Source organism: Mycobacterium sp. NGS11 (genome assembly GCF_059813315.1).
In genome coordinates this window covers 1-12368 of sequence record NZ_JCALEJ010000046.1, presented here as the reverse complement: position 1 = coordinate 12368, position 12368 = coordinate 1, and the positions used below count along the sequence as shown (strand labels likewise).

The window sequence follows — 12368 nt, the reverse complement described above, 5'->3', positions numbered from 1 at the left end:
ATGGTCCATGTTGATGTTGTCCCCGTCGGGTTGCCGTTGGAGCCGTGGTCATGCGAGTTGGGAGCCGAAATTGGTGGATATCCAGGAGCGCCTCATACTCTGCCGGATAGCTGTGGCGTCGCTTCCACGTTGTAGAAGTTGTCGATGTAGTCGGCCATCGCGCCGACCAGTTCCATGGCGGTCGCCCAAGCGGTGGGTGTTGAGCAGCTCGACCTGATGCGGGCCCAGAAGGTGTCGCAGGCAGTAGTCTCCGACGGTGCCGAGGAGGCGAGCAGTCCCAGCGTCGCACGTTCTCCCCGAAGCTCCATGAGGCGAACTGCGATCCAGTAAGACCTTGCCGTCGCGGGCGGGGTGGCTCCCGCGTACGTGCCACGGGATCGCGGATGGATGTCGCTGATCGTGTCGGCCACAATCAGTCGGCGAATCTCGCGATCGGGCACCGGCCGCCGACGGTGATATTGCAGATTTGATCGGGCCAACCCCCCGTTATCCGGCACGCTGATTGTCCATTGGCCACGGGCGTGGCTGCGCCAAGTCGCCCAAGGATTATCCCGCCGGGATTCCGGCCCACCTGCCATTATGCCCGTGCTGGAGGGCTGGACTGTGAACCGCAAGAAGATTCAGCGGCTTTGGCGTGAAGAAGGACTGCGGGTACCGCCAGCGGCGAAGACGCAAACGCCGCGACAGCTCCACCGCTCCGAACTTGGTCGCCGATGCCAACCGGGTAGGGGCGGTGGGCTTCCATTTCGAGTTCACCGCTGATTTGACCGAGGTTGAGGCCCTAACATCTCCTTCCAACCGTCGTCTCCTATTTTGGCCGAGTCTTCGATGCTGTATTTGACACCATCGGGCCCTAGGAACTCGCCGCTTTGCGGACTGTAGATGGCTGCAGCACCGCTAGGAACGTAAACGCACGGGTTCGGTTGCTGGCCGTTGCACTGCACGCTCCCAGAACCTGGCCGTTGCAGTGGATCGCTTCGTGGAGGAGGCGTCCCTGTCACCCGGTCGGAAGGAAGCGGATTGATGCCGGTATCGACCGACGGAGCCGGTATGACCAAACCGGGTTTCACCGGCTGATCGCAGCGCGCCGCAGGTGCGGGGCAGCTTAGAATCTGATTCGGATCCCCGTACCAAGGATTGGTCCCCAATGGGACATACGGCTCTTTGCTGCGGCATTCGCGCGGCGTGGCTGCCCGCTTGCCGGGAACATCGACACACGGATAATTACGCGCGCCGCGGACCGCATTTTGTGCCTCCATCGGAATCTTGCAGTATCGCGTGGTCAAACGCCCCGGTGCCTCGTCCACAAAGGATCGCCATTGCGGTGCCGGCAAGAACCCCGTCAGGCAAGCAGGCGTCATATTTATTGGCGTTTGGAACGAAAGAGAAAACGTATGTGGGTAAGCAGCGGTCACTGTCTCACCGAACGCGGGGATTTGCGGAAGTATGACCAGCAATTGCTCTACATTCTTGTTGTACCGCTTGAGCAGATCGGCCACGATCGCAACGTTTGCTAGGGTCTGCGGCAACGTTCCGCGAACGTCACCGAGCACGGCTTTAACCTGATCGGCGGTCGGCGCAACCTGGGCCAGGATGCTCTTGAGCTGTTTGTCCTTTTCCGCGGCCTGCGCGTCGAGAATATTTAAGTTGTGCGCCCACCGCTCGATGGGATCACGCGAATCGGCCTGGCTGTCTAGGATCGGTGCTGAGTTTTGGACGATATCGTTGACGTCGCTAAGGTCGGTTTTGAAATCCCCAACGATCGACTGGGTCGAGTCGACCAGCCGTTCCAAGGCCGGGCCCAGGCCGCCGACCGCTTGAGCGGTCTCATTGAGTAGTCCGGCAATCTTGTCTTTGGGCAGGACGTCCAATGTATGGTTAACGGTATCCAGGGTCGGGCCAATTGGTTTAGGCACCGTGCTGTTAGTGATGGTCTGGCCGGGCAAGAAATACTTGGCCGGATTTTGCGCGGATACTAGGTCTATATATTGTTCGCCGACCGCCGACACCGAATGCACGTTCGCCGAGGAGTCAATTGGGATTTTGTACTGGTCGCTGATACGCAATGTGGCCCGAACTCCTTGTTCGGTGGGGTCTACCCGAGTTACCTTTCCCACGGTGATTCCGCGGTAGGTGACGTTTGCAGTGGGGTAAAGCCCTCCCGACGTGGGTAAATCTACCTCCAAACTGTACTGGTCCATCCCAACGACGCTTGGCAACCTCAGATAATGCCACCCAAGAACGCTCATGGCGACCATCGTGACGATAGTGAACAGGGTTAGCTGAACTCGAAGACGTCTAGTCAACATGCCGCCTACTCCTCGTCACGCTCGGGGGGTTCGTCGGCGGGGTTGGGTGCGAACCTGACATCGGGAAGCATAGTGTTCGGATCGCGGCCCCACGATTGCTCAAGCGCACGCAGTGCACCGGAGAACCCGGTCCCGGTGAGGAGCGCATTATCGATTGCACTCATGGTGAGGTCCAAGGTTATCGAAACATTCATTGAGTCGCCGTGTACCACCTTTGGGATGGCGTCGGCGCTGAAGGGCAGCGTCAAGGCAATCTTTAGCGTCTCGACCAGATCGATTGAAGCCCGGCTGAGTTGTTTCAGAGGACGCTGCAGTTGGCGCACGTCTTTATCCAAGTCGGGACGCACCGCCGTCAGGGTCTGATTGAGGACATCGCTAAATCGCCCCAACGCATTGGTCGCATCGAGGAACGGCTGTCGTTGTTCAGCGAAATGCTTCGCCAATGGAGGAAACTCGGTGAGAAGGTGGTCCAAGGTGTCTGATTGCTTGGCTACATAAGTCAACAGCCGGTCTGTGGAGTCGATAGCGCGAGTGATGTCATCACGTTGCTCGTTAAGCCGGGCGGTGAAGGTGTCGAGCTTCTTGAGGAAATCATGTATCTGATCGGCCCGCCCGGTCAGCATGTTACGGACTTCACTTGCGATCACTTCGACGTTAGGTATGCCGCCACCGCGCAGCACCGCGGCGAAACTGGCCAGTACCCGCTCGGTGGTGGGATAGGCAGACGCATTCTGCAGTGGGATGATGTCGCCGTTCTTCAATAGTTGCGGTGATGGGCTGGCCGGCGGCGCCAGCTCCACATGCTGTGAGCCGAGCAGGCTGGTCTGACCGATTTTCGCGGTGGCGTTCTTCGGTAGTTTGACGCCCTTTTCTAGATCCAAAGTCAACGTTGCAATCCAGTTTTTTAAGGCGATTGCGCGCACCCGGCCGACAAAAACGTCGGCGACACGTACCCGACTATTGGCGTTCAAAGCCAGTGTTTCCGGCATCTGGACGTAAATCGTATAAGAGCCGGATTCGCTTCCCGGACCACCAGGCAGTGGCACATTAGCGATACCCCGCCAGCTAGCACACGAGGTAATTACTGTAGCGGCTGCAAATAGCGCCACGAACCGTGACGCCCCTGCCCGCATGCTCACTGGCCAGATCCTGTCGCGACTGATGCTGCACCAGCGGCGGGCGGCGGGCCTGGCGGCGGTGGGCCCATATTGGAATAGGCGTTGGGCGGCCCCGGCGGCGTCTGAAACCTTGCTGGCGGTGGTGTCGTGTCCGGGCCTCCCATCAGCTCAGCCAGCGAGTCCGGGGTAAGCAAGCTTTCGGTAGCCGGTCCCACTGTGAGGCCTTGCTCACCGGGCGCTACGACCCAGCCGGGCTCGTGGTTACCATGTGACAACGGCGAGTCCGGCGCCCAAATCCCGGGGACGGTGGTGTCCTTGAACCCCGGTGGAGGCTGTAACCGAGGCTCGGAATAGGCGATATGTTTGGGCAGTACAGCAGGAGTTTGGTAGAGGTTGATGCCAGCCGGGGGGGCATTGAACTTGATCGCATCCAAAACCGGCGTCAAGTATTGTGCGCACAGTTCTGCAGACTCTTGGTATCCCATACGGCTGCCGGCCTGCATCGCGCTGCAGATGAACTGCAATGGGTTGGCAAAGTTTGGCAGGGCTATTTCACCTGTCAGCGCGCCGTGCGCCGGCTCATAGATTGCGAGGGCGTTGGCGGCGAAATGGGGGAAGACATGCAGCGCGGTTTCAAGCGCATTCAGCGGCTCGGGTTGAACCAGCGCGGTGGTCACATCGGCGAGGGTGTTGATGTCGTGGGTGAGACCATCATGATTGTCCGCTAGAAGCTTTCGGAATGTTGGAAGCATATCGTCTACCTGCTGCAGTGCCTTCGCAAGCCCGGGATCTGAGCTGGTAAGTGAACTGGTAAATACGGCGAGGTCTTTATTTAAAGCGACGAAATTCCGATCATCTTTATATAGCGCGTTGACGAATAAGGCCATGCTGCGCAGCACGGCAAAGAAATCGGCACGTCCGTCATTTAGCGCGGTCAACGCTTGCGAGAGCTCGGTCAAAGTATTGTTGATCTGTTTGCCTTTGCCGGCCAAGCCGTCCGCGAACGACTCGATGACTTCGCCGAAAGGTCCCTTGGGCTGCCCGGGCGTAGGTCCCAGCTTCGAGATAATGTCCGTGATACCATTGCGCAACTGGTCCCATTCCACCGGCACCTGTGTTCGCTCGATGGGGATCACCGCATGATTTCCTAGCGACGGGCCGCCGTCATAGGGCGGTTCGAGCTGGATGACGCGTGAGGCCACCAAAGAAGGATTCAGGATTACCGCGGAAGCATTAGCGGGAACTTTGTATTTTTTTTCATAGTGCAAAGTTACCTTCATCTTATCACCCGACGGCTCGACCTTGTCGATCGCGCCTACTCGCACACCCATTATCTGGACCTTGTCCCCGACATACAGCGCGTTAGCTTGCGGGAAATACGCAACGACCGTGTTGTTGGTCATTTTTTGGTAGAAATCCCTGGCGGCCAGCGCAGCAATAGATGTCAGTAGTATCACTACGGTCCCAGCGATGATTGTGGTTCGCGAAAATTTCGGGAGTTGAATTTTGCGTATATCGAAAACAGTACTCAATTCTGGCTGCCTCCCGTCGCAGCGCCGCTGCCTCCTGTTCCGCCCGGGGTGATGAATGGGCCCGGCAGCTGTGGGCCCGGGCCCGGCGGGGATGGTGGTCCCGGGGGGAGTCCTGGCGCGAAGGTCGACGGCGGTGATGTCGGGCCGGCTGGGGCCAGGTTCTCGGTGCGCGCGCCTGGCGGAGCTTTTATGGGAAGCGGTACCGGAGTGCCTGGCACATTCGGCGGGGGCTCGTCAGGTCGTCCTGCAATCGGAATACCGGGTGTTGGTGGGAGCCCATTAGGGTCGGGCGGTGACGTTTGGACGTCAAACGGCGCGATCGTCGACGGGCCACCGAAAGGTCCGGCTCCCACACCAATGCAGGGGAGCGGGTTCCATGGCCGTGGCAAACCGTCCTCTGCGGGGGTGTAAGCGCACGACGCGCCTGGCGGAACCGCGGGCCCTGGACGGTCCGGGGTGCCCTCCCTTACCGGCGGAGCTGCCGGTGGTGCGCCGTTGGGAAACCGGGTGCCATTGGGATCGGGGAACTGGTAAGCGGGCAGCCCAGCACTTCGCCAAAATTGCTCAGGGTCGATCCCACGTTTCTTGAACGCCGCGTCGACCCAAGGCTGAGTCATCCAATAAGGTGCTAGGTTGAGCAGAGCCACCTTAAAGTAGGGGCCAGATGCTACCGACTCCGCCAAGGCCGACGCATAATAGCTTACGTTAGGTGCCCACTCGACGAGATCTTTTTTGTGTTTGAGGAGCAGATCGGTAACTGTCCGCAATTGCTCGACAACTTTATGCAGATCCGGGTTGTCATCGATCAAACCCTTCAACTGGGCGGAAACGGCAGCGATATTGCCCAGCAAGCCGTCGATCGCACTCTTGCGCTCGTTGAACGCGGCCAGAATGATCTGCGTGTTTACGAGAATCCGATCGATCTGCTTGCTGCGATCACCGAGTATGCTTGCTACCTTCCTAGCGTCAGCAAGCAGCCGTTGGATTTGCTCATCGCGTTTTCCTAGCGTGTCGGAAAACTTGGCCACACCATCCAGCGCCGCGCTCAGATGCGGATAAGTCTGCTCGACCGTCTGCGACAACACATTTAGGGAGCGTTTGACTGTGTTGATATCCCAGCCCGTAGCCGCCTTCGTGACATCGAAGAACGCGTCGTAGATCTGATACGGGCTGGTGGTCTGCCCAAGCGGGAGTGTCGCGTTTGGTTGGAGCAAGCGGGCGCCTTGGGGATCGATCTCGAGCACTTTCTTACCCAGAATGGTATCGGTACGGATTGCAAGGCGGCTTTTAGAGCCGATTGTATTAGAGCCGATGGAGAACTTCATGACTACGTGGTTGCCAGCGATCGTAAACCCCTGCACCTCGCCGACATTAACCCCCGCGATGCGAACTTTATCGCCCTTGTTCAGCCCGCCTGTGTCTTTGAACTCTCCGTAATAGGTTGCTTGGGCAAACAACATCGGAATGCTGGTGAAGCTCTGGCCCACTCCGGTCACCACCGCAGCAACGATGATACCCATCGCCCCCATTTTATACGGATTGATCGCTTGAAGTGTTCTCACTGCGGAGTGCACCTCCCCGTCGGCTGATTCCAAAGCTTCACCGTACGAACGGGCCCGCCGGGCTGTAGGCCATCTACTTTTAGCGTGACATCACACGCGTAGAAATTGAAAAAGTCACCATAAAGCCCTCCGATGCCAGCGACACGCTTCGCCGCTTGTGGGGCATCCCGTAACACCCCATCGACGTAGTCGAGCCGATCAATTAGCGGTTGGAGGGTATTCTGCACATAGCCAACGGTCTTCTGAAGCAGTGGCCGATTGTCCGACAAAAGATCCGCCAGCGTGCCTGCCACGTTACTGATGTGTGCGACACTCGCTGCGAGCGGATCAGCTTGGTTGCTCAACCCGGTAATCAGCTTATCGACATTGTTGATAGTTTGGTCGAATTCCTCACGATGCTTGACCGTAGTCGCTAGCACGACGTTAAGGTTTGAGATGACTTCGCCGATTGCCTGGTCACGCCCAGCGATCTGCGCGGTTAGTTGCGCCGTCTGATCCAAGATATCGTTGATCGTGCCACCTTGGCCCTGAAAGACGGTGACGATCGAGGTTGCAATCGTATTGACTTTGTCGGGATCGAGCGCGCGAAACACAGGCTTGAAACCACCGATTAGCGCGTCCAAATCGAGGGCCGGCTCCGTACGTGACAGCGGGATAAATCCACCCGGCGGCAATACCCGATCCATCCCTTCACCGTCGCCACGTTTAAGTTCTACGTAGCGCTGCCCTAGTAGGTCGGCATAGCGAATGGATGCGGTCGTCGACTGATAGAGCGGCACGGAACGATCTATCGCGAAGTTCACACGCACCCGATGACCGCCCTCTGAGATTTGCACTCTCCTTACTTTGCCGATCTCCACCCCCGAAGCACGGACAAACTGGCCAGCGCGCAAACCGCTCGCAGTACTGAATTCAGCCGTGTAGCTGGAAGTTTTGTCGAAGCGCAATTGAGCGAACACCACGACAATGATGCCCGTCACGATAACTAAAGCTAACGTAGCAGTACTAAACTTAACTGCGGTAGCGTTGATCGTTTTCATGGGTTGATCGTGTTCTCCCCCCACTGGCGGCCCCACACGAATTCACTGGCCTGCGGTTGTGGAATCCCAAAATGGGTGTATGGCGCGATGCTGGAACCGCTATCCGTTACCAAGTATGGAGCAGGCCATAAATCGCGGGTAATGGTCTTCCAGCATCCCGGCTTCCCGCCCGGTCCGCCGTGAGCATTTACTCGCGGCAGGTTGTCAGGATAGACGTACGCATTTGTTCCCCCCAAGATTGTGCCTGTTACCCTTACTGCGTAACCGTTGCCGCTCTCCCCGTCCGTGACTTTCGGTAGAACATTAGCGCCATGGTGGAAAAGGCAGTAGAATTCCGGGCTGTAGGTGTCAAGCAATTGGGTCACCGGTACCAGGTCGGTGACCGCATGCGGCAGGCTCGATTTGCTCTGTTCAATGATGTCTGCACCGGTGTTTCCAACCCCCGCCGCGGCCAGGAGCGCGGCGTCCAGATCCTTCTTTTGCTGGTTGAAGGTGCGCGCCGTGGTCACTGCGTTATCGAGGGCATTCCAGAGATCGGCTGAGGCATCCCCGTAGATATCGGCTAAATCCGCCAACCGTTGAATATCATGGCGGATCTGAGGCATCTGCGGGTTGATGTCATCGAGTATGGTGTTTCCATTGATGATCGAAGCCCCAAATTTATCGCCTTGCCCACTTAACGCTGCAGCCACCGCCGAAAGCGTCAAGTTCACCTTGACCGGATCCACCTTCTCTGAAATCTGCATGACCGTCTCGAACAACGTGTTAAACTCTGTCGTTTCCGACCTCACCACAATAGTGTCAGCCGGGGTAACCTTCCGGGCCGCAGGTTGTTTGGGGGAACTCAACGACACGTACTTATTGCCGAATACCGTGGTGGCTGTAATTTCGGCATTTACGTTCAGCGCGATCAGCCCGGCGTATTTTGGCGCAATTTCCAGCAGCAGCTTGGCCGCTGGCTTTCCGTCACGCTCCACCTCGCTGATGCTGCCCACCCGGCCGATCTCCACCCCGTTGTAAGTGACTTTTGCCCCTCGATCCAAGACCAAACCCGACCGGCTAGCCAATGCTGTCAAGGTTATCCTGGGTGTAAAGCCACCCCGGAACTGAACCCAGACGACGACCAGCACGACCGCGGTGATGAGCCACAACGCCAGTCCCGCTAACTTTCGGACAGAAATAAGTCGCCGAAGTCGCTTGCTTGAGTTTGCCATAATAATTTACACCGTGAGATTGAAGTTGGGGTTGACGCCGTAAATCGCTAACGTAGCCATTAGCACGACCATTACAATGGCGATTAGCGATGCGCGCATCGATCGGCCGACTGCCACGCCGACTCCAACCGGACCGCCGCTGGCGTTGTATCCGTAGTAGCAGTGGTTCATCATCACGACTGCCGAGATGGCGACCGTCTCCGCAAGAGAGTACCAGAAGTCGTTGACCCTCAGAAACGTATTGAAGTAATGGTCATACGTTCCGATTGATTGCGCGTAGAACAAGGTTGTAACCAGCTGGGCGGCAAAGAACGAGAGGAGGACGGCGACCGAATAGAGTGGAACAGTGACGATGAAGGCGCCAATAACTCGGGTAGATACCAAATACGAAACTGATTTGATTCCCATCACCTCGAGCGCATCAATCTCCTCGCTAATCCGCATGGCGCCCAATTGCGCTGTAGCACCGGCCCCGACGGTCGCGGCTAAAGCAGTGCCAGTAACGATTGGCGCGACCACACGCACATTCGCTAGCGCGGCGAAGAAACCGGTGAATGCCTCGACGCCGATATTGCCTAGCGAGGCGAACCCTTGAATCGCGATCAGCGAACCGGCCGAAAGCGTCACAAAGCCGATGATCGCCACCGTGCCGCCGACAGCGGCCATTGCGCCAGTGCCCATGCCGATCTCGGCGATCAGGCGCAAAACTTCCTTTCGGTAATTTTTTAGGGTAAACACGAGATAACGGAGCACTTCGCCGACGAATAGCGCGACATCACCAGAAGCGTCTAGCGCACGGCCAGGAGCGCCGACCCCTCCAGCGCCTAGCTTCCAAGCGCGTGGGAAACGTGAATGCACGACGGTCGAGAAAGCCATTGTCAACGCCCCGTTCCGAACCGCACACCAATAGTAGTCAGCACCACGTTGACCGCAAATAATGCCATCACCGCAAGAACCAACGTTTCGTTGACTGCTGTGCCCACCCCTTTGGCTCCCCCACCGGCTGTCAACCCGCGGTAGCAACCTACAAGCCCGGCAATGAGTCCAAATATGGTGGCCTTCACAATCGAGATCAGCACTTCGGGCAATCCAGTAATCAGGGTTAGGGTCGAAACGTATGCGCCGGCCGAAACATTCTGGATATACACACCGAATAAGAACCCGCCGACCAGCCCGATACTGATCACCGCGCCATTGAGCAGCAGGGCTACAATGGTCGATGCAACCACCCTGGGGACTACCAGTCGATAAATCGGGTCGATGCCCAACACCTCCATCGCATCGATCTCCTCGCGAATAGTCCTAGCACCCAAATCCGCACAAATCGCAGTAGAACCTACGCCAGCGACCACGAGCACCGTCACAAGGGGGCCCAGTTGAGTGACGGCACCGAGCGCTGCCCCGGCGCCGGAGACGTCGGCGGCCCCAAATTCGGCCAATAAAATATTCAGCGTAAAGATGATTAGCACGGTAAGCGGAATTGCGACCATAACGGTTGGCAAGAACGACACACCGAGTAGAAACCAACCCTGTTGGATGAATTCGCGCCATTGGAACGGACGCGCAAGCGCCTTGCCGGTTAGCACACACATCTGAGTGAAGCTCGCCACCTGCCCCAGCGGTTTCCGCAGTTGTTCACGAAGGTATACCGACCAACCGTTGGATGCTGTCACCGATGCCCCTCGACAACAGGACCACGTGCGTCGCACTGCAACAGCCGACCAATGCACAGCGCGACCGCCGAAACCGGGACCGGCAGACCAAGCTGGGTAGCAGCGCACAACCCGGCGCGCGCGCCAGGGATATCCGTTGTGCCGACCTTGCACAACAACACGTTGAGCGTGGAGATGTTTGGCACCGCCAGGGACAGAGAAGCTGCAATGGTTGGCAGAATCGACATCTGCATCAAAACCGTGCCTTTGGACGATGAACTCAAACCATTGGAACGGCCTCTCAGCACAACCTTTTGCCGACCTGAAATTGCATCTGCGAAAACACGCCAACAGCCCCCAACGCTGGAAAAGGAGTGATCCAGGACGTCTTCGACGAGAATGACCCTGGCCGCCGTCATGGGGTCATCCACGGGTGGGCAACGCGTGGTAAGTGTTCCGCGGCTGCTGTCACCGCCAGCGGGATCCGGGCCGGCAGCACCTTCTCGATGCGTTTCACCCAATCAACAAACTTTTCTGAATCCCACCACCCAATCGGATACCCCATGTCAACGAACTTGTCGTTGAGCGCCCGATGCTGCTGGCCATGCACCGATTGCTGACTGAGTAAACCCGGCCATCCGCTTCTTCGACCCAGGATCGGTGATCTCATCGGCAAACCGGTGCACCGACCGAATGAACAACTCCTCCCCCGGCGGGAACGACCTCGACAAGTTCGCCCACAGTTGGCTGAAGGTGATGTCGTCATCGAAGAAATACTTGCTGCCCTCCCCCAACAGGGAAACGTATCCGCCGCGTCCTCGGATACCGAGACCCCACACTTGCCGCACTTGCAGTGGTCGCTGCCCCTTGTCTATGCGCCGTCGACCATGACGGGCTGTCTTTTCCCCAAACCTTTAGTTTCAGATACCGCCAGTACAGGGCATTGGGCGTCACATTACTGCGGAGTGACAGGGTGCGCAACGCTAGCCCCGCGACGTGCTGACCGCGGCGGGCCTTCAAGGTGAAGGCACCGCGGGTCAACGACAAACATATTGATCCCGATACCGTGGAGCGGCAGCGGTTCTCGTCGACGATCTTGTCGGCGTGGGCGCGTAAGTCGCCGCAGGTGGCCGAGGTGTTGCCGTTGATGTACCTGCATGGGCGTCCAGCGGGGATTTCGGGCCAGCCTTAGCCCGGATTTTTCGCGAGATGTTGTGTGTGGTGGTGTGTCAATAAGCGAAAGTGCCTGTCCTGCAAGGAACCTGCAAGGAAGAGGTATCCAGCCCTCGGTCGGGGCGGTCGGAAGTTCCCTTGACAATGCGCTCGCCGAGACGATTAACGGTGGAAAACCTCAGGCAGCAGCGCCAATCGAGCGAAACGAACCTGTGCTCGTTCCCGTATCCCCCCGCCGTCGCCGGCCCACAACCCCAGAATGTCACGTTCCCCGGCACAGGTGACCCCGACGGCCAGGTCGTCAATCCCTATTTGCGGTCAGTGATAATACGATCTCATCGATGCCCGTCAAGCGACGCTGACGCTCCTTGACGATCTGCGCTCGAACGAGCTGTTGGTATCGCGGGGCACCTCGATCTCGACGGGGGCGACTCTCGGTGAGCATCGTCTTGGCCCTCGTGCCGTTGCGAGAGTTGCCACTGCCCCGCCCGGCCGGGTCGTGCTTGTCATAGCCCAGGTGCTCGGCCATCTCCGCTGCCAGCGCCGTCTCAAGCACGCTTTTGGTCAACTGGTTGAGCAGTCCGTTGGGCCCGACCAGTTCGACGCCATGGTCCTTCGCCTGCGCCAACGCTCGGCAAGCTGCCGTTATCCCGTTCCATCGCCACGGGATCGAGTGTTTCTGACATCGTCAGCCCTTCCCGCCAAGCTCAACCTCGGCATGTCAGACCAAGATCAGATCAACCGTTCTTCACACAGTCCCGGCCTGCA

At 58.1% G+C, this 12368-nt stretch carries 13 protein-coding genes and 2 pseudogenes; 2 read left to right on the top strand and 13 right to left on the bottom strand.

What is annotated here, in order from left to right; translation table 11 throughout:
* Positions 1-92: 92 nt before the first annotated feature.
* A complete protein-coding gene (locus AC5Y4T_RS25710) occupies positions 93-440 on the bottom strand; it encodes a hypothetical protein (RefSeq protein WP_142305297.1) in 348 nt (115 codons plus the stop codon).
* Positions 441-516: 76 nt separating this feature from the next.
* Here AC5Y4T_RS25710 and AC5Y4T_RS25705 point away from each other — a divergent pair.
* A pseudogene (locus tag AC5Y4T_RS25705) lies at positions 517-751 on the top strand (IS3 family transposase); the annotation flags it as partial.
* 1 nt (position 752) lies between these two features.
* Here the strand turns inward: AC5Y4T_RS25705 and AC5Y4T_RS25700 are convergent.
* The 11 genes from AC5Y4T_RS25700 to AC5Y4T_RS25650 form a co-directional block, all read right to left on the bottom strand.
* Positions 753-2309, bottom strand: coding sequence for an MCE family protein (locus AC5Y4T_RS25700; RefSeq protein ID WP_072501187.1), 1557 nt, complete (start codon positions 2307-2309; stop codon positions 753-755).
* A gap of 5 nt (positions 2310-2314) precedes the next feature.
* Positions 2315-3442 carry a virulence factor Mce family protein gene (locus tag AC5Y4T_RS25695; protein WP_072501186.1) on the bottom strand — a complete coding sequence of 376 codons (1128 nt, stop codon included), beginning with the start codon at positions 3440-3442 and terminating at the stop codon, positions 2315-2317.
* 2 nt (positions 3443-3444) lie between these two features.
* Positions 3445-4959: a virulence factor Mce family protein gene (locus AC5Y4T_RS25690; RefSeq protein ID WP_072501185.1), complete on the bottom strand. Its 1515-nt coding sequence runs from the start codon at positions 4957-4959 to the stop codon at positions 3445-3447.
* Entirely contained in the window at positions 4956-6521 is a 1566-nt protein-coding gene (locus AC5Y4T_RS25685) for a virulence factor Mce family protein (protein WP_072501485.1), read from the bottom strand. The genes AC5Y4T_RS25690 and AC5Y4T_RS25685 overlap by 4 nt, the downstream gene beginning before the upstream one ends.
* A complete protein-coding gene (locus AC5Y4T_RS25680; protein WP_069953649.1) occupies positions 6518-7561 on the bottom strand; it encodes an MCE family protein in 1044 nt (347 codons plus the stop codon). The genes AC5Y4T_RS25685 and AC5Y4T_RS25680 overlap by 4 nt, the downstream gene beginning before the upstream one ends.
* Positions 7558-8775, bottom strand: a complete 1218-nt coding sequence (locus AC5Y4T_RS25675) for an MCE family protein (protein ID WP_072501184.1) — start codon at positions 8773-8775, stop codon at positions 7558-7560. The genes AC5Y4T_RS25680 and AC5Y4T_RS25675 overlap by 4 nt, the downstream gene beginning before the upstream one ends.
* 6 nt (positions 8776-8781) lie before the next feature.
* The gene (locus tag AC5Y4T_RS25670) at positions 8782-9651 is read right to left on the bottom strand and encodes an MlaE family ABC transporter permease (RefSeq protein ID WP_069953648.1); all 870 of its coding nucleotides are present in this window, start codon (positions 9649-9651) and stop codon (positions 8782-8784) included.
* 2 nt (positions 9652-9653) lie between these two features.
* Complete coding sequence (locus AC5Y4T_RS25665) at positions 9654-10367, bottom strand: MlaE family ABC transporter permease (protein ID WP_173662743.1); 714 nt, start codon at positions 10365-10367, stop codon at positions 9654-9656.
* 77 nt (positions 10368-10444) lie between these two features.
* The gene (locus AC5Y4T_RS25660) at positions 10445-10846 is read right to left on the bottom strand and encodes a hypothetical protein (RefSeq protein ID WP_142305298.1); all 402 of its coding nucleotides are present in this window, start codon (positions 10844-10846) and stop codon (positions 10445-10447) included.
* Positions 10843-11097, bottom strand: coding sequence for a metal-dependent hydrolase (locus AC5Y4T_RS25655; RefSeq protein ID WP_499956097.1), 255 nt, complete (start codon positions 11095-11097; stop codon positions 10843-10845). The genes AC5Y4T_RS25660 and AC5Y4T_RS25655 overlap by 4 nt, the downstream gene beginning before the upstream one ends.
* Positions 10994-11266: a metal-dependent hydrolase gene (locus AC5Y4T_RS25650; RefSeq protein ID WP_499956092.1), complete on the bottom strand. Its 273-nt coding sequence runs from the start codon at positions 11264-11266 to the stop codon at positions 10994-10996. The genes AC5Y4T_RS25655 and AC5Y4T_RS25650 overlap by 104 nt, the downstream gene beginning before the upstream one ends.
* 151 nt (positions 11267-11417) lie before the next feature.
* On the opposite strand from AC5Y4T_RS25650, the pseudogene AC5Y4T_RS25645 reads away from it, so the two are divergent.
* Positions 11418-11618: pseudogene (locus tag AC5Y4T_RS25645) on the top strand (IS256 family transposase); the annotation flags it as partial.
* Between the two features lie 283 nt (positions 11619-11901).
* Here AC5Y4T_RS25645 and AC5Y4T_RS25640 read toward each other — a convergent pair.
* Positions 11902-12228, bottom strand: coding sequence for a transposase (locus AC5Y4T_RS25640; RefSeq protein ID WP_072501182.1), 327 nt, complete (start codon positions 12226-12228; stop codon positions 11902-11904).
* Positions 12229-12368: the final 140 nt, after the last annotated feature.